Annotated in this window: 12 protein-coding genes and 3 pseudogenes; 6 read left to right on the top strand and 9 right to left on the bottom strand. The window is 40.3% G+C overall.

Features of this window, described 5'->3' with window-relative positions; genetic code table 11:
* The 4 genes and pseudogenes from O9290_RS25785 to O9290_RS25770 all read left to right on the top strand — a co-directional run.
* A pseudogene (locus tag O9290_RS25785) lies at positions 1-487 on the top strand (hypothetical protein); the annotation flags it as partial.
* Between the two features lie 26 nt (positions 488-513).
* A pseudogene (locus O9290_RS25780) lies at positions 514-900 on the top strand (hypothetical protein); the annotation flags it as partial.
* A 92-nt stretch (positions 901-992) separates the two neighbouring features.
* A complete protein-coding gene (locus tag O9290_RS25775) occupies positions 993-1184 on the top strand; it encodes a hypothetical protein (RefSeq protein WP_002759850.1) in 192 nt (63 codons plus the stop codon).
* Between the two features lie 267 nt (positions 1185-1451).
* On the top strand, positions 1452-1919 hold the full coding sequence (locus O9290_RS25770) for a hypothetical protein (RefSeq protein ID WP_288058082.1): 468 nt from the start codon (positions 1452-1454) through the stop codon (positions 1917-1919).
* Positions 1920-1948: 29 nt separating this feature from the next.
* Here O9290_RS25770 and O9290_RS25765 read toward each other — a convergent pair whose 3' ends face one another.
* Positions 1949-3838, bottom strand: coding sequence for an ABC-F family ATP-binding cassette domain-containing protein (locus tag O9290_RS25765; RefSeq protein WP_288058085.1), 1890 nt, complete (start codon positions 3836-3838; stop codon positions 1949-1951).
* Between the two features lie 190 nt (positions 3839-4028).
* A complete protein-coding gene (gene groL / locus O9290_RS25760; protein WP_287731308.1) occupies positions 4029-5702 on the bottom strand; it encodes a chaperonin GroEL in 1674 nt (557 codons plus the stop codon).
* Between the two features lie 241 nt (positions 5703-5943).
* On the opposite strand from groL, the gene O9290_RS25755 reads away from it, so the two are divergent.
* Both O9290_RS25755 and O9290_RS25750 read left to right on the top strand, forming a co-directional pair.
* Positions 5944-7701: an ATP-dependent nuclease gene (locus O9290_RS25755; protein WP_288058091.1), complete on the top strand. Its 1758-nt coding sequence runs from the start codon at positions 5944-5946 to the stop codon at positions 7699-7701.
* Between the two features lie 77 nt (positions 7702-7778).
* Entirely contained in the window at positions 7779-9593 is a 1815-nt protein-coding gene (locus tag O9290_RS25750; RefSeq protein WP_288058094.1) for a coiled-coil domain-containing protein, read from the top strand.
* A gap of 21 nt (positions 9594-9614) precedes the next feature.
* Here O9290_RS25750 and O9290_RS25745 read toward each other — a convergent pair whose 3' ends face one another.
* From O9290_RS25745 to O9290_RS25715, 7 genes and pseudogenes are all read right to left on the bottom strand, one after another.
* The gene (locus tag O9290_RS25745; RefSeq protein ID WP_288058097.1) at positions 9615-11639 is read right to left on the bottom strand and encodes a potassium channel family protein; all 2025 of its coding nucleotides are present in this window, start codon (positions 11637-11639) and stop codon (positions 9615-9617) included.
* Between the two features lie 184 nt (positions 11640-11823).
* Positions 11824-11910, bottom strand: a pseudogene (locus O9290_RS25740) (SWIM zinc finger family protein); the annotation flags it as partial.
* 24 nt (positions 11911-11934) lie between these two features.
* A complete protein-coding gene (locus O9290_RS25735) occupies positions 11935-12360 on the bottom strand; it encodes a hypothetical protein (RefSeq protein WP_288058100.1) in 426 nt (141 codons plus the stop codon).
* Positions 12360-13631, bottom strand: a complete 1272-nt coding sequence (locus O9290_RS25730) for an AAA family ATPase (RefSeq protein WP_002759838.1) — start codon at positions 13629-13631, stop codon at positions 12360-12362. The genes O9290_RS25735 and O9290_RS25730 overlap by 1 nt, the downstream gene beginning before the upstream one ends.
* Before the next feature lie 225 nt (positions 13632-13856).
* Positions 13857-14696, bottom strand: a complete 840-nt coding sequence (locus O9290_RS25725; protein ID WP_288058104.1) for an SWIM zinc finger family protein — start codon at positions 14694-14696, stop codon at positions 13857-13859.
* A 13-nt stretch (positions 14697-14709) separates the two neighbouring features.
* Positions 14710-17832, bottom strand: coding sequence for a DEAD/DEAH box helicase (locus tag O9290_RS25720; protein ID WP_288058107.1), 3123 nt, complete (start codon positions 17830-17832; stop codon positions 14710-14712).
* A 199-nt stretch (positions 17833-18031) separates the two neighbouring features.
* Positions 18032-18591 (bottom strand): RNA-guided endonuclease InsQ/TnpB family protein (locus O9290_RS25715; RefSeq protein WP_288087670.1); only part of this gene is annotated, 560 nt, incomplete at its 5' end.

Below are 18591 nucleotides of genomic sequence, written 5' to 3'. Positions count from 1 at the left end.
AGCAACTACTGGGAAGCTGCCACAACGGGAACAGTGGAAGTGGAAGTTAATCAGGGGATTGTATGAAAAGGAGTTCGAGAGGGAACAGATAATTAAACTGTTTGAAATCATCGACAATATGATGACTTTATCCCCTGAATTGCAGTCAAGTTTAGAGAGTAAAATTAAACAATTTGAGGAGGAAAGAACCATGCCTTTAATAAGTAATATGGAGTTACGAGGAAGGAAAATTGGTGAGGAAATTGGGGAGTTACGAGGGATAGAACGCGGTAAGGAAATTGGTAAGGAAATTGGAGCGTTAGAAAATGCTCGTGATTTTGTGAAAAAAGTTTTGGAAAACCGACTAGGCGATATCCCTGGAGATATTGGACAATGTCTCAATGATGCTTCAGTTATTTCGGTTTTAGAAGAGATGTTAAAAGCCGCACTTATAGTAAATTCTTTTGAGGAGTGTAGGAAGTCTTTTAGTATCATCATAAATAAGTAGGGTGGGTAATACCTACCTTACTTAGTAAACTGTTTGAAATCATCGACAATATGATGACTTTATCCCCTGAATTACAGTCAAGCTTAGAGAGTAAAATCAAACAATTTGAGGAGGAAAGAACCATGCCTTTAGTAAGTAATATGGAGTTACGAGGAATAGAACGCGGTAAGGAAATAGGTAAGGAAATTGGTAAAGAAATAGGCAAGGAAATTGGTAAGGAAATTGGAGCGTTACAAAAAAGCCGTGATGCCATAAAAACAGTTTTAACTGTGCGTTTTGGACAGATTTCTTCAGAAATTGAAGAGATAATCGGCAAAATCACTAACCCTACTATCTTAGAAGAGCTACTAAAATTAGCAGCTACTGCTAATTCTCTCGCAGAATTTAAGCAGTCTTTGGCAAGAATCCAATAAGAAAATCTTGCCGTAGGGTAGGCATTGTCCACCCATTCACCTTAAAACTCTTAGCCAGAAGCGGAGAACAATTAAAACTATCACCCTAATTGATGAACCAAACAACCGCCAATTATGATGAACCCTGGAAAGAAGCATTAACCGAGTATTTTGAAGCGTTTTTATGCTTCTTTTTTCCCGAAGTTAACCTAGAAAACGGGTTTCTCGGAGAAACCCGTTTTCTGGACTTTAAGACAAAAAAACGTTTCGCTGACAAACTCTATTCAGTTATCAGTTATCAGTGACTAAGTAGGTGGGTGGAATTAAATATAAGATGAACGTAGGTTGGGTTGAAGCATGAAACCCAACTCCCGCATGGGTTACGCTACCGCTAACCCATCCTACAAATAATTGTGCCTCCCTACTTAATTGGAAGCAAGTAGCAATCCCTTTGCTATAATAGGGTCTGCTGAAAAGGTTTTTCCTGGTGGCAGGGTGTGGGGTGTGGGGTTTTACCGATTTTGTTCCTACCTCACCATTAGGATAACTGCTGTAAATGAAATAACCGACTAATGAAAAAGATAATATTGACTTTATTAGCTTGGCTTTTAGTTGCTAACATGAATAGCCAAGGGGTTTTAGCAGTGACGCTCGATTTTCAATGGTTGGGAAATCAAGGCTATACAGCTAAAGGTTCTTTTAGTTATGATGAAAAAACGGCCCCGACTATCTTTTCGGAAAAAGGTTCGGGAAAAATGCGAGTTTTAGAAAATTTTCAGGTATCTTTTTATGATAACATTGGTCAAGAGATCGCTAAATACGATAATGTCAGCGAGGGAATTTCCTCGGCTAATTATTTTCAGTTTAATTTTAATACCAAAACCGGTCAAGTTTTCGGCTCGATCGATCTGGGGGGTGAAGGGATGGGGGAAATCTATCTTCAAGGGGTGGTTAACGATAATTTGGCCCTCTTGCGGGTGGAGTCGGTAGATCTGGTCATGGATGAGGATGATTCACCAGAAATTATCACTCAGTTTTAACTAAATTGCTCGGGAAAATAGGGATTATCCTAGCCTAATTTTTCCGCTAATTCTAACCAGCGATCGGTTAAATTATCAATTTTTTGACTCAATTGAGCTAATTCTTCGGTCAGAGCGGTTATTTTAGTAAAATCTTCTAGGGGTTCTCCATAAAGTACCTGTTCAATTTCAGCTTTTTTTGCTTCTAAAATTGGTATTTGTTTCTCGATATCTTCGTATTCTTTTTTCTCTTTAAAAGAGATTTTTTTATTGACGGGTGACGGAGAAGCTTTAACAGTTTTTGGGGTGACTTTTTTTTCTTTTGGTTCCTCCTCCTCTTTTTTCTGATCGAGATAAAGGGAATAATTACCCGGATATTGACGGATATTACCCCCGGTTTCAAAGGAAAAAATAGTATCAACTACTCGATCGAGAAAATAGCGATCATGGGAAACGACGATCACACAACCGTTAAAGTCCTCTAAATATTCTTCTAAAATTGCTAAAGTCTGCACATCGAGATCATTGGTGGGTTCATCTAGGATTAAAACATTAGGCGCACTCATCAAAACTCGTAGTAAAAATAAGCGTCTTCTTTCCCCTCCAGAAAGTTTATAAATTGGTGCATACTGTTGATCGGGAGGAAAGAGAAATTTTTCTAACATCTGGGAAGCGGTAATCACGCTACCGTCTAGGGTTTTGACTAATTCGGCCACACTTTTCAGATATTCGATCACTCTTTGATTTTCGTTGATATTGAGATCATCGGATTGTTGATCGAAGTAACCAATATGAATAGTGGAACCGATGTCAACCGTGCCTGAATCGGGGAGAGTTTTCCCGGTAATAATATCCATGAGAGTAGATTTTCCTACCCCGTTACTGCCAATAATACCGATGCGATCTTCGGGGGTAAAAATATAGGTAAAATCTTTAATTAAAGTATGATCGCCGTAAGCTTTCGAGATCTTTTCTACTTCAATAACTTTTTTGCCGATGCGTCTTCCTGCGGTGGCAATATCGACTTTTCCTTCCACCTGTTTAAATTCCTTATTACCCATTGCCTGAATGCGATCAATCCGCGCTTTTTGTTTGGTGCTGCGTGCTTTTGGTCCCCGGGATAACCATTCTAATTCCCGTCGTAAAACTCCCGCGTGTTTGCGTTGACTACTGGCGATCGATTCTTCCGCTAAAGCTTTTTTTTCTAGATAATAGGCATAATTACCGGAATAAGTAGATAAATCTCCCCGATCGATTTCAATGATGCGATTAGTCACTCGATCGAGAAAATAGCGATCGTGAGTAATTAATAATAATCCTCCCCGAAAACGGGACAAATAACTCTGTAACCACTCCACGGAAAGCGCGTCTAAATGGTTTGTGGGTTCATCCATCAATAAACAGTCAGGATCGGCTAAAAGTGCGGTAGCGATGGCGATTCTTTTGCGATATCCCCCCGATAAATCTCCCACGCGAGCATTAAAATTATCGATACCCAGTTTACTTAAAATAACTTTAGCATTGGTTTCTAAATCCCAGGCCGCAAGTTTATCAATTTGTTGCGAAACCCTTGACAAACGCTCCATAATAGTATCCAGATTTTCTGGCTCATGGACAAGGCGATCGGACAATTCCTCGTATTCCTTAATTAAAGTCATACTTTCGCCACTATCGGCGAAAACCTGCTCTAAAACCGTTTTATCATTGTCTAGATCGGGTTGCTGGGGTAAATAGACGATTTTCATCCCGGAATTGATTTGAATTTCGCCACCATCGATCGCTTCTAATCCGGCGATCATTTTCAATAGGGTCGATTTTCCCGATCCATTCGTACCGATCAGGCCGACTTTATCGCGATCATCGAGACTAAAACTCGCATCTTTGAGAATTTCCTTGATACCGAAGTCTTTTTTGAGCGATCGAACCGTCAGCAGTGTCATGATTTCTGGGAATAATCCTTCTTTTCTAGTGTAGTGTCTGGACTAATGCAAAGGATAGATTAAGCAGGTTCTGCTGAAAAAGTTTTTCCCGAGGAAAAAAAACCTGCCCCTAATGCCGACGATAACGAGAAAAGGGACAGATTGGCTCAATTGCATGAGATTATTTTCAGGGGCCAGAGGGCATTAGGAATTACATCATGCCCATGCCACCCATGCCACCCATGCCGCCCATGCCACCCATGCCACCCATGCCGCCCATATCAGGGGCTGCGGCTTCTTTAACGGGTTTTTCGACCACGAGGGCTTCCGTAGTTAGGACCATACCGGCGATAGAAGCGGCGTTTTGAACGGCTGACCGTACCACTTTAGCCGGATCGATAATTCCGGCGGCGATTAAGTCTTCGTACTTGCCGGTGAGGACATTGTAACCGACGCTAAAAGCGGTATCGCGCACACCTTCCACGATCACATCCCCTTCCACGCCGGCGTTATTAGCTAACTGACGCAGGGGTGCTTCTAGGGCTTTGGCGACGATATCGGCGGCGACTTTTTCCTCATCGTTAGTGAGAGAAGCTTTGAAAGCCTTCACCTTAGAAGCCAGATGAATCAAGGTTGTACCACCGCCCGGGACGATACCTTCTTCCACGGCGGCTTTGGTGGCATTGAGGGCATCTTCGATGCGGAGTTTGCGATCCTTGAGTTCGGTTTCTGTGGCTGCCCCGACTTTAATCACGGCCACACCGCCGGCTAATTTAGCGATGCGTTCCTGTAATTTTTCCTTATCGAATTCGGAATCGGTTTCTTCTAACTGTTTTTTCAGTTGGGCGAGACGTTTCTGCACATCGGCCTTATTGCGGCTGTCCCCGGAGGCGACAATAATTGTATTGTCTTTTTCTAGGGTGATTTTTGCCGCTTGCCCTAGCAGATCGAGGCTAACGGTGTCAAGACTTAAGCCCACTTCTTCGGAAATCAGACGACCACCGGTGAGGATGGCAATATCTTGTAAAACCGCCTTGCGACGTTCCCCGAAACTGGGGGCCTTGATGGCGACGACATTTAAGACACCCCGGGCCTTGTTGACCACTAGAGTGGCTAAGGCTTCGCCGTCCACATCTTCGGCGATAATTAATAGGGGACGACCTTGACGGGCAACGGCTTCGAGGACGGGGACTAATTCAGCGATCGCACTGATTTTTTTATCGGTAATCAGGATCAGGGGGTTGTCGTACTCGACGATCTGTCTTTCCTGATCGGTGATGAAATAGGGAGAGATATAACCGCGATCGATCTGCATCCCTTCCACTACTTCTAATTCCGTGGTTAGGGATTTCGATTCTTCCACGGTGATTACGCCATCGGTGGTGACTTTTTCCATGGCGGTGGCGATCATTTGTCCCACTTCTTCGTCGTTGCCGGAAGAAACGGTGGCCACTTGAGCGATCGCATCTCCAGCGATCGGTTTAGCGACGGCGGCGATTTCTTCCACCAGATAGGCGATAGTTTTGTCTAGTCCGCGTCTTAAAGCGACGGGATTGGCCCCGGCGGTAACGTTTTTCAGACCTTCTTTAATTAAAGCCTGGGCGATGATGGTGGCGGTAGTGGTGCCATCTCCCGCTAAATCTTTGGTTTTTGCCGCTACTTCCTGAATTAATCTCGCCCCGGTGTTTTCGAGGGGGTCGGACAATTCGATTTCTTTGGCCACGGTGATGCCGTCATTAACGATCTGGGGGGCGCCGTATTTCTTTTCTAACAAGACATTGCGTCCTTTCGGACCGAGGGTGATTTTTACCGCATCGGCCAAGGCGTTGACACCTCTTTCTAGGGCGCGACGGGATTCATCTTTAAAGGCAATGATTTTGGACATGGTATCGCTGTTGTGATAGGACTCCTTATAGTTAATTTAGCACTCTTAGGGCTTGAGTGCTAATCTAGGCGATCGACTCCCCTCCGATCCCTGAACCGACAAGCGCGATCGTTTTCGTTGCCCTAGCTGGAGAGATGAGTTAGTCCCGATCTATTTTTGTCCTTAAAAATGGGGTCTGGGAAAGTGAGCGATGTTAACTTGCATAATTTAAGATGAAGATGCCGACAGCCTAACCAGATCGATGATAACCAAGCTAACCCTGAGAAATTTCAAGAGTATCAAGGAACAAACCTACGAGTTTGCTCTCTTCGATCTCTTAGTTGGACGGAATAACAGTGGTAAAAGCACCATTTTACAGGCTTTAGCGATCTGGCAGTTCTGTATTGAGGAGTTCCGGCGGGCGGTGAAACGGAGCGGAACGACCGGCAAACAAGTTGTCCTTCCCAACTTTACAGCCCTTCCCGTTCCAGAATTTAATCTTTTGTGGCGAGAGAAGACCGAGCGCCACTATCCAAAAGTAGATGGTTCCAAAAAGCAAGAGTTTATTCTCATTGAAATTGATGTTACTTGGATAGCGGAATCTTCCGGGCCAGAACCATGCTCTTTGGGGGTTAAACTACGATATAGTTCTCCTCAAACTATCTACGCAATTCCTTCGGAAGGATGGGAACATTTCCGTGAATTAGAAGGAGAGTCAAATCACTCCCCTTCTCTTTTACCTATTATTGCTTACGTTCCGCCCTTTTCGGGATTAGAACCCAATGAAGAATGGCGTGATGACGGACCGCTGCGAAAACAAGTGGGAAAAGCGCAGCCCGGAAGTATATTAAGAAATTTACTGCTGCGAGTTTGGCAAGAAAATCGAAAGGATTGGAGTGAAATTCAAAAGGTTGTCAAAAACTGGTTTAACGTTGATTTAAAAGACCCTCAATACGAACGAGGAGTGGACACCCAAATAATCTGCGAATATAAACAGGGTGGCAAATCCTACGACATTATATCTGCTGGCAGCGGTTTCCATCAAACTTTAACCTTGTTGGCATTTTTTTATGGTTATAAACCTACTACTATCTTACTGGATGAACCCGATGCTCATCTTCATGTTAACTTGCAAAGAGAGATTCTAGATTATTTTAAGAATCAAAAAGCGATCGAGAGAAATACTCAATTTCTTATTGCCACCCACGCAGAAGAGTTTATTAGAGGAGTTGACGTTCGGCAAATTATCTCATTACTTGATAGAATTCCTAAAAGAGTGGAAGCTACACCAGCGATTTTAACAGCGATGGCCGATGTTTCTAACTTAGAGATAACACAGCTTTCGGAATTTAATTATCCCGTTATTTTGTATGTTGAAGGAGAAACAGATGAGCGTCTTTTACGAGGTTTTGCCACTTCTTTAGGAAGGCAGGATAAATTGAATCAGGTTTGTTGTCGGGTTATGGGAGGCGGCAATAAGAAGAAAATGAAAGAAGATTCTGATCGTCATTTTAACGGGATTAAACAAATAATTCCATCGGCGAAAAGGTTGGTCTTGTTTGATTATGATGATGACGATCAGGCCTTCCACCCAGAAGCAAATGATCCGAAGCAATCATTATATGAATGGCGACGAAAAAATATTGAGAATTATTTATTAGTTCCCGATGCTTGGATTAGAGCAGCTCAACAAACCGGCGGTTTTAACGACCAAGATATTTTTTTCTCTCCAGTTCAAAAAATAATTAGGGAGTTTTTTGATAACGAAAATCTTACCCTGCCTCGAAATCAATCTTGGAGAGATGTCAAAGCAAATATTTTTCAAGTTGTGGATGGGAAAAAGCTATTGTTTGAAAATAAGGACTCTCTTTTTCAAAGGCTTAAATCTTGTCAACTTCCTTTAGCATCTGTTCCATCTTTAGAATTGACCCGTGAAATCGTCGCCACTAACATGAAATCTGATGAAATTCATGAAGATGTTCATCAATTCTTCGCTAAGTTGGATCAACTTCTGAGTTAAGCAAAATTGTTAAGTAGGGAGGATCGGGAAATAATGCAGTTTTTTTATCCTCAGATTTTTTTTAGGAGAAGACAATCATGATTAATCTAAATCCTGCTATCGAACAAAAAATTAATCAATTTATTCTGGAAACCCAAAATAAATTTAGTCAGGATAAATCAGCTACCCTTGCTAGTTACCAAACAGAAGCCAAAACAATCACTCAAGAGACTAATAATTTAAGAGATGAACTTATTCAAAAACTAGGTGAATTAACTTTTTCAGACCCTTTACCTAGCAGAGAAGAATTAGAAAAACAAATAATAGCTCATACAGATCAGCTTGTGGAGACAATCAACCTTTTATCTACGGGCAAAAATTCAGAAACTCCTCTTGATACTTTAAGCCAAAAAACTGATAGTTTAGTTACAACAATTACGACTCTATTCGATGCTAATGCTAACGTTCCAAACTTGCCAAAAATTAAGGAAAAGCTAACTGCTTGGCAAACAAAAGTTAAAGATACTTTGTTTAAATTTTCTGCCACTGTGGAATTACAACAGAAAAATGAGTCTTTGATTGCTGAACTGAAGGAAAAACTATCTGAATATAGTTCAGTAGATGAAGACTTTGAAAAGTTAATTAAGGAATTTAAAAATAATTTTGCACAACTACAACAAGCAAGTGTTTTATTTCAAACTTTAGACGATTTAATCAATGAAATTCAAGCTAGAGATGAGGTGATCAAACTAAATCAAAGAATTGACATTTTGCTGGAAAAAACCAAAGAACAAGTAGCGGGATTCCCTCAAGAATTAGACCGGGAAGTACAGGGAGAATTAGCCAGATTAATTACAATACTAGGGATAGCGCAGGTAGAACTCATGAACATTTCAAAACCTGGTGATATCATGCAAGTAAAGTCGGTGGTAGATGCCGGAGAAATTGCGATTAAATCTTTAATAGGTAAACCTAATATTATTCTGGCACAAAAATTACGCTATGCCGCCAGAACGGGATTAAGAAAAACCCAGACAGGTTTTTGGACTCGTCTAGCCGAATTCAGAGATAATCTGTTCCATTCTTTCAAAATACCTACAAAAGTTTTAATTGGATTAGTGTTAGCTCTCCCTTTGAATTGGGGTATTATGAACTCCCTTCCAGTGAAAGATTTGCTTATGTCTTTACCTCCAATCATAAATTCTAGTAACCAAAATACTGAGGGTAAAAGTAACCAAAATACTGAGGACAAAGCTGGAAATTTTAGACTCTTGATATTGATATTGATGACAGGCACTTTAGGGGGAGCAGTTAGCCTTCTAACTCGTTTGCAAGATTTTGATAATCCCAAAAACCAAAAATATGACGATGACCTCTTGCCATTTATAATTGGTCTAACTAAGCCCATTTTAGGGGGAAGTTTTGCCTTCTTTATTCTACTAATTCTTAACTCTAATATTTCTCCCTTAGAAATTCGGGGTGGCACTGAAGATAATCGGAATGGCATCTATTTATATGGACTTTTGACAATGGCTTTTGTGGCTGGATTTAGCGAACGTCTTATTCCCGATTTAATTAATCAAGTGGAGAAAAAAGTAACTGTAGAGGCTAGTTCCACTGGACAGGGACTACCTCCAACGATTCTGATCGCTCCCTCTAGCGCAGCTTTAGCATTAAATGGAATCCAAGAATTTACCATTAATCCCGTTGGTAACTACACCATCATAATCTCACCGCCAGACAGCGGTGAAATTGATAAAAACACCACTGATACCAAATTTACCTACACTGCACCCCCACAAGGAAATGCTGGGGATAAAATTACTATTACTGCCACTTCTGATTCTGGACAAACTGCCAAGGCTACTATCACTTTAACTGCAAAAAAAGACCAAGAGAGCCTTCTAGTTTGACAAAAAAAGGATAACTCCCAATTACCCCGATTTCGGGTTAATCGGAATGGCCAATGCTTGAACTTGAATTTTTTTTAACTCGGAAACTAATCGAATCGCCTGCTGTTCGTAGAGGGGGGCGCCGAGAGTCGTTGGCAAATTTTCCATGAGATCGCTGGCGGTTTTCAGGGGACAATTAGAAAAACGACTGATCACGGTGGGTGCTTCCGCGGCAATATTGCGGTTAAAGGCTTTTTCTACCCGCACGCGCCAAGTTTTGGGAGTGCGACGACCCTGTTCCACCCGTCGCAGTCCGTTGATGGTGGCCAGCACTACAATGCGATCGCCGATGCGTAAATTGAGATAGTCTTCGGGCATTAATTTCGGGGCTTGCCGTTCTCGTTGGTGTAGGATCGGCACGACTCGATAACCGTAGGCAATATCCCCGATCGAGCTACCATTGAGAGTATCTCCAGCTTCGATCTCGTATTCCGTCACCAGAATCGTTTTTTGCGCCCAACGGAACAGATAGATGATATTTTCTCCGAAAGCGGCCCCCGTAAAGGCTTCTGCCGCTACGGTGTTGGTTCCCAAAATGTGAGAGCGGGGCAGAATTTGACTTAATTGTTGACTAAGGTTGTCGTCGGTGGTGCGGATGACTAAGTAGCTTTGGGGGTTGAGTTTGCGGGTGGTTAGGGCCACTTCTAAATTGAGGATTTCGTCATCAGTAACAATCGCTATACTTTTAGCCCTGTCTAAATTGACATTTTTTAAAGATTCTTCGATATTTCCCGTCATCAGGGGCATTTTTGGCAGGATAGTTGCATCAAAATCCCTATTTAAGCTCACCCCGACGATCGCCTGTTGCATTTCTAGTAATAAATTAGCCACTTCTCTGCCGACTCGACCTAAGCCAACAATAACGATATGATTCTGTTGGGGAACTGGGGGACGGTTAGGGATAAATTGAAATCTTGATGATAATAAAGTTTCTGTCAAAATGGCATAGAGAACCCCGATAAAAGCGGTTCCAGCTAAGGTTAAAAAGAGACTAAATAGCTGCATCCACCAGGGAACTGCATTTAAATCTTCGGGGTTAGAGGCACCGAAAACATCGCCATAACCACCTAATAAAAGAATCGCCGTTCCTGAAAGAGCGGAAATAAAGGAAGCTCTCGGGGCGTAGAGATGGAAAAGAAAAGTCCCGATAATTACTAGCAGGATAATGATAAATACTGACAGGAAAGCCACCCGATGAATTTGCTGCTGAAAACTCAATTGCCAGAATTGTTGGATTTCTTTGAGGAATTTCTGCCAAAAATCCCGCAACTTCTGGGGAGAATTTGACGGTTTCTGGCGGACAGCATCGATGTTTTGGTAGGTAGTTTCGATGGTGGTAATGGTATCACCGGCCCCGATAGTGGTGGTGGGGGACCATTGATAAAATCCGGCCCTTAAAGGTTCATCGGGGGCTGTGTGTGCTAACAGACGACGGGTGGGGGTATTTAAATCACCTAAAAAGCGATCGAGTAAACCATCTTCGGGGCTAATTTGTCTCTGGATAATCCGCAATTTCTGACCGTCGAGATGCAAAAAACCGAGGGTTTCCGTGCCTAATGTGGCTAAAGCAAAGGCATTGGCGGGTAGTTGGGTGGGTTCATAGGCGATAAAATTGCCTAAACGTTCCTTAAGTAGCTGATTGAGATTATCTTTAGAAGAACGCACCACTAAGCGGGTAAGGGGATTTAATTGCCGAATAATTAGGGCAGTGGTGGCATTAATTCGCTCATCACTGGTGACAATTAAAGCAGCCCGACAGCGATCGATTCCCGCTCTTGCTAAAATGTTTTTTTGACGACAATCACCGATAATTATTTCCTCTAATAAATCGGGAAAATCATTAATTTCCCAACTGGGAGGCTGTATTAGTTCGATACCGACGACTCTAACCCCAAACTCTTTTAAAGACTTGACGCAGTGTTGTCCGAGACTACCCAATCCACAAACTAAAAAGCGATCGGCTAACTTGACATTCCCATCGACAAAGCTGAGAGATTCTTGGTTCATAGATTCTGCTTGTCTTAAAAAATAGAATGCTTTTTCAAAATTCCGATCCCCCCTGCCCCCCTTGATAAGGGGGGTGCCGATCCCCCCTTAATACCCTCTTAATAAGAGGGGTGTCTGACAATTTTTAACACCTACCTAATTATAACATACCAGCATTTTTATTGCGTACCCGTTGATACATTTCTTCCATATTTAATTGGGAAGCAACCAGATAATAAACTCCAGCAATATGTTTACAGGGATTTTCCCAATCGGGACAGGAACAATAGGTGCAGCTTTTTTCTGAGGGAAAAACCTAAATAGTGATTTCAGCTTTCATCGACTTGACTTTTAAACTAACTTTGGGATGAGACTGCTTTAATCTCGCCTGATAAACCTGAACATTGGTTCCAGCTTTTGGTACTCTAGAAGCCACAATATAGCATTCTTTTTTAGATTCTTTATGTCTTTCTTGTAAGTAAGAATGATTTAGAGTTGACAATAATTGATCATAAGCTTGTTCAATATTTTTACCCTTGAGTTCAATATAAAGAGCCAAGCTACAGGGACTATCAATTTCTAAAAGCCAGTCGCATCTTTTTCCCTCGATGATTAAACAATTATCTATTTTTATCTTAGTAATTAATTTCTGACTATTATTGTTGACGATAAATTCTTTACCATTTTCTTTAACTTTGACTATTTTATTATTATTGCATTCAGAACAGTGACTAATATCCATTATTGTTGAGCCTTTCTTTCTAAAATTTCTTCAAACTCTTGACTAAGTTCATCGGAGACAGCATCGAGGTTATTGATACCAATCAAGTTCACCTCTGTATCTAAGATACTTTGAGTTTGTCCGTTACTAATTGTGTAGGCTGACACATCTTGAAATTGAATAGTATTTTTATAACCTAAAGATTTTTGTGCTTTGACAGGCTCAACGTTAGCCGCCATGATTTTATTATTCAAAGCTGTGAGAATGTAGGGACTATGGGTAGTGAGAAAGAAACGACAATTTTTATTAGCATAAAGTAAGGTAAATAGTTCTACCATATCTCTTTGAGCGGAGGGAAAAAGATGGGTTTCAGGTTCCTCAATGAAAAATTGATTAGATTCGGAATCAGGAAAAAACGAGAAAACTAAGAGAATTAATAACATTGGTAAGGCTTCTTGCTGTCCGCTTGAAGCATCAATTAAGTTAATCTTTCTCCCATCGGCATGATAAAGCCAATCTTGATCTTTCTCGCGCGCATAGCTGCCTGATAGAATCTTTTCGCTAATTAATTTAATTTGATTATAAAGTTTTTTATCATCTTTTTTATCTTGGAATAAACTTTCTGATTCATTAATTATTCTGTATAGGCGTTGAGCATTTTCATAATTAGAGCCAAAGTTGATAATCAGAGGATCAAGATCAAAATTATTGGCCAAAAAGGCAAAAATATTATTGGTAAAGTATTTAACAAAAAGAGTGCGACTAGCTGGTACAAATAAAATCTTTGTAGAAAAAATTTTTTCATTGCCTTGAAAAAAATCAGCAATATTTTTGGCCACACAATCATTCATATCTGAATAAATATCTTGAGTGACTTTGTTATTGCTTTTGGCAATTTTACTCACTTGTCTAATTGTTGTATTGTAAAACTTTTTAAAATTATCTGAATAGGTAAATTGTAGTTTAAAATAGCCAGATTTGTCCTTATATCTTTCAATCAAAAAGTTCATGTCATCCAAACGATAAACTATTTTAAATACTTGCTCTTTCCATGCGTATTTAGGAAATAATTCCTCAAATCGCTTCTGTAGGTGCCTTTTGAGTCCTTGCTGATCTTGAAGATTAGTGACTAATAATTTAACTTGATAAAACAAAAATGTCTGAAATAAAAAAACTAATTTAGCAATAATACTTTTACCAGTGGACTGTTCACCGATGATAACATTAATTTTTTTTATCTCTATTTCCGCATACTTAATAATCAGAAAATTTTCAATAGTTAAGGATTCCATTGTATCTCTCTTATCCCCAGTCTCATAACAATACTAGCAGGCTAGGGGTAGATTTTCAATTACTGTCAGTTGTTAACCTGTTTATTCTAATCTACCCTCCTATGGATAGATATCTAAGTCAAAAAGTCAGCAATTTAGCTACAGCGTTTCTGATCAAGATAAAGTGTAACCTAATTTGACATCGGGACTGACTCCTGACTCCCCAAAAGGAAAACTTATATTTTTTTAAAGTATCCCTGCATTTTTATTGCGTACCCGTTGATACATTTCTTCCATCACCTCGATAAAGGAAGTATCCTTATCCCAAAATGCAGGATAATCACCAGCTTTTTTAATGACAATTGCGGGAATAGTTGCGGATTTAACTAACTGAGGATTTTCGGGTAAACGGTGATGGGAGTGCCAAAATTCTTTGAGATCAATTGTTTGTGCTGCTGGTATGGTTTCGGGTTTAGTGTGATAGGAAGTGACAGGGTTAAGAGGAATTTTTTCCTCTTGGATAGAGGAGGAAAGCAGCTTACCGAGGGGAGTTTTTGCTAATTCTTGCAGTAATTTTTGACGAGAGATACCCCGTAATTCAAATAAGAGGAAAGGATCCTGATCTAATTGGGAAGCAACGAGGTAATAAACTCCAGCAATATGTTTACAGGGATTTTCCCAATCGGGACAGGAACAATTGGTGATAAAATCCTTTTGACTGTGGGGTAATAAGTGCAGATTCAGATCGCTAAATGCTTCATCAATATTATCGGGAACTTCTTTGAGCAGCAGTTTAGAGATCATACTCGCTCTTGAACCAAGATTATATAAAGCTTGTGACCACTCTGCTTTAGTAATTGGTTTAATCTCGATACTCACCTTATACAAAGGTTCTTTGTAAACCCCAAAGTAGGGATTAATGGAACCTCGCACCTGAGCAGTAATTAAATTACCGTCAATTGTATAATTCTTGACTTTATCATTTTTAGCGTAGGAACGTCCTCGACTCAAGCGCGCTGAGTCGGTAAATTCTTCTAATGCTTCTATAAAGCGTTGTCCCCACCAAGTTTTACTAAATTTAGTCATGGGTTTACCTCGATTAAATAATTGTCTGTTTATTCAATGCGATTAACTGACGAAAACTTTCGTTATCTAATTCCGTTAACCAGGATTCATCATTACTAACAATAGCATTAGCTACCTTTTTCTTTTCCTCGATCATTTCATCAATTCTTTCCTCTAAGGTTCCCAAAGTGACAAATTTATGCACGAAAACATTTTTTTGTTGACCAATTCTAAAAGCGCGATCGGTTGCTTGATTTTCCACCGCAGGATTCCACCAACGATCGAAATGAAAAACATGATTTGCTTTAGTTAAAGTAATCCCAACTCCCCCAGCTTTTAGGGATAAAATAAATACAGAAGGTTCTGTTTCGGGATGTTGAAATTCTTCGATCATTTGTTCTCGTTTTGGTTGAGAAGTCCCCCCGTGAAGATAATAGGTATTGTAGCGAAAAGTTTGTTTGAGGTACTTTTGTAAGGAGTCACCAATTTCAGTAAATTGAGTGAAAATTAGCAGACTATCTCCCTCTAAAATTACTTCTTCTAGCATTTCTCCCAAACGCTCTAACTTATGCGATCGCTCAGGAGTAAAAGCACTGTTATCCTGTAAAAATTGACGCGGGTGATTACAAATTTGTTTCAAGCGCATCAGGGTAGATAAAATTAATCCTTTGCGTTTTATTCCCTCCGCTTCTTCTAATTGTTTTTCCACTTCTTTGATGACAACTTCGTAGAGAGAAGCTTGTTCTTTAGTTAAATTACAATACTGTTTGTTTTCCACTTTGTCAGGTAAATCTTTAATTATCTGCTTATCGGTTTTTACCCGACGCAGAATAAAAGGTTCCACTAATTTTTTGAGAACCGTGGACTGGAGACGATCATTTTGTTTTTGGATTGGCACTTCAAAAGCTTTACGAAATTGAGTTTCTTTACCTAAATAATCGGGGTTAAGGAAGTTAAAAATTGACCATAAATCAAGCAGTCTATTTTCCACGGGAGTTCCCGTTAATGCGAGACGATGTTGTGCAGATAAACTCAAGATTGCTTTAGTTTGTGCCGCTTTAGGATTTTTGATATTTTGTGCTTCATCAATTACTAAACGTTGCCAAGATTGCGAGTTAAATAATTTCAAGTCCTTGCGAACTAAGGTAAAAGAAGTAATGACGATATCCTTTTGACTAGCTACTATCTGAAATTCGTTCTCATCTTGATAGCGCTTACTACCATGGTGAATTAAAACCCGAAGATGGGGGGCAAATTTTTCAATTTCTTTTGCCCAATTTCCCACCACAGAAGTGGGTGCGACTAGCAGAGTTGGTAAAACATTATTATCTCCCTCTCTTTCCCCAACCAATCTAGCAATTACCTGTAGGGTTTTTCCTAATCCCATATCGTCAGCAAGACAACCATTTAACCCCAATTGTTCTAGGTATTGAATCCAGGCAACTCCACGCTTTTGGTACTCCCGCAGCGTTCCTTGTAATTGGGGAGGATTTTCGATCGGTTCTAGTTGACTAGGATTTTGTAATTTCTCTAGCATAGAACCTAAAAAATCATCGGTTTCAACAATAATCTCCTCTGGATATTCGGCAGCTTTTTTCATTAATTCAATCAGATTCATCTCAGGATTTTCCTGCTGATATTTCTGCCAAAAATCCAGCATTTGCTGCATTTTATTTTGTTCTAATTCTACCCATTGTCCTCGAAATTTAACTAAGGGTGTTTTGGTGTTAATTAATTGTTGCCATTCCTCTTGACTAATAGTTTCTTCACCGATGGCTAATTCATATTGGTATTCAATGATGTTTTCGAGGCTAAAAATCCCTTTACTAACGGGGGTAGATTTGCCTGATTTAGACGTAGTTTTTAGCCGAACTTTAGCGCGTTGACGGCCTTCGGGAGTCCACCAAGCTGGAATAATCACTTTATATCCCGCATCTTCTAAAATCCAAGCAGTTTCTTTTAAGAAAGTAAAAGCTTCTGTAAGGTTGAGAGAAAATCCCGTCGGTTTATCCGTTTCTAATCCTTGCCAAATAGGGGGATAAATACGGGCAGCATAACCCAAACTTAGTAAAATATTTTTGTCTAAATCTTGACCAAAATGCGCTCGTATGCTTGTTCTAGTTTCAGGGACTGCATACCAATATTCGTCTAATTCTAATCGCAGGGAGGGGTCTTGTTTAGAGATGAGGATAAAAGTAATTTGCCACTGTTCAATATTATTTTCTGGGGCCTCGGTTAGTTTAAAACCAAGGCTAAAACTAGATATATTTTGGTCTCCTAGTAATTGCTGTCTCCAAGTTTGCCACTGTTGATATTTTTCTAAAGCGGCAGCGGTTTGCAGAAATCCAGCAGCCTTAGTCACAGAGAAGCAATCACCTATAATTGTCTCGCTAATTTTTTTATCAAAACTGGCAGGAATTGCCGTATTAGTGACAATTTCATTGAGGAGACATTCGGAGAAGTGCCGGAGTAGGGTTTTGGGATCGTATAATTGTGGCGAAGCATGGGGATTTTCAGCGCCGGCAAGACAAATGCGGGGAAGATATTCGAGATAGTGATCGAGATTGGTTTCGTAGGTTGCTGATATAATTTCCCAAAGAGGGTAGATGGCAAAGTTAGCGGTTTTCTGGTTATTTGTGGCTAATTCTCGATATTTAAAGGCAGGAATATAGTTATCTTTGAGAATTATTTCTTTAAAAGCTTGACTGTAGTGATACCAAAAAAGTAGATCTGCACCTAACTGAATCTCTGAGGAGTTGTAAAGACAGATAAAGTGCAGATCATTGAGCAGTTTAAGTACAGGATTAAGGGGATAACAATCAATTTGCCAAGATTGCCATTGGCTATTTTCTGGGGGTTCTTTTTCTAGATAACGTAGTAATTCTAAGGAGGGTAAAGGTTGATTCTCGTGACTAGGTAAAAGAAAGTAGCGGGGGACAAATTGCCGACTAAGAGGATTATAATTCGATTGAACTATTCCTAACTCTCCAGTGAGAAAGCTAGTTAATTCTTCTTTGCTTAACTGAAAAGGATGATAATTATCAGCAGTGGTGCGACTCTTTTTCGGGGTGCTAGTTTCTCCCCAAAGATAAAAGCTACCCTTCTGAATAAATTCATCCGTTGATTGGGGAATCCAAGTACCGTGAAGAATTTTCATGGTTTTTAATGAGTACAAAATAACTTAAATGAGGGCAATACTTAGCCTCTAGAAAAATTGTAGCGATTATGGGAGGATTCTCCACACTTTTTTGTCCCTTTGCGAACCCAGAAGTCCTCTGGATAAGAGAAAAAGGTTATTGACTCTCCCCCGCTAACCGCTCGCGCGGTGTAGCGGGGGATTCTCGGTTCTTAGGCTTTTAACTAGATCGACCTGGTTTAACCCGGTCGATCCCCGTCAAATCGCCTCCGCGAGCGTTTTCTAACACGGTCAGTCCGACCGCGTTTTTTCCTCGGTTCTCAATTACCTTCGCTGATGCCGTATCTCTCGTTTCAATGTGGCCGCAAGAATCACACCGGTGAACTCTTTCCGATAACGCTTTTTTGCCGGTAATCGCGCCACAATTCGGACACTCTTGCGAAGTTCCGTTTTTATCGACCTTAAGATAATATTTCCCCCGTTTCCAAACAACAAACGGTAGTATCTCATTAATAAAACTACCGATACCCGAATCTAGAGATTGTTTTCTAACGATCCCTCTAGACCAGGAAACGAAGTTAATATCCTCAACAAAGATATTATCAGCAAAATCGCAAAGGTAATGAGCTAGTTTAAAGGGCCAATCTCTACGGGTATTAGACACTTTTTCGTGTAATCTTGCTATCTTCTCCTGAAGTTTTAACCAATTGCTAGAGCCTTTAGTTTTCCGTTTCAAGCGTCTTTGTAGCAATTTAAGCTTACTCTGTACTTTCAACAAAA

Origin of the sequence: Microcystis sp. LE19-41.2A, assembly GCF_027530405.1 — a bacterium.
Classification (GTDB): domain Bacteria; phylum Cyanobacteriota; class Cyanobacteriia; order Cyanobacteriales; family Microcystaceae; genus Microcystis; species Microcystis aeruginosa.
The sequence above is the reverse complement of the archived record's forward strand: the minus strand, read 5'-3'. Positions and strand labels throughout refer to the sequence as shown.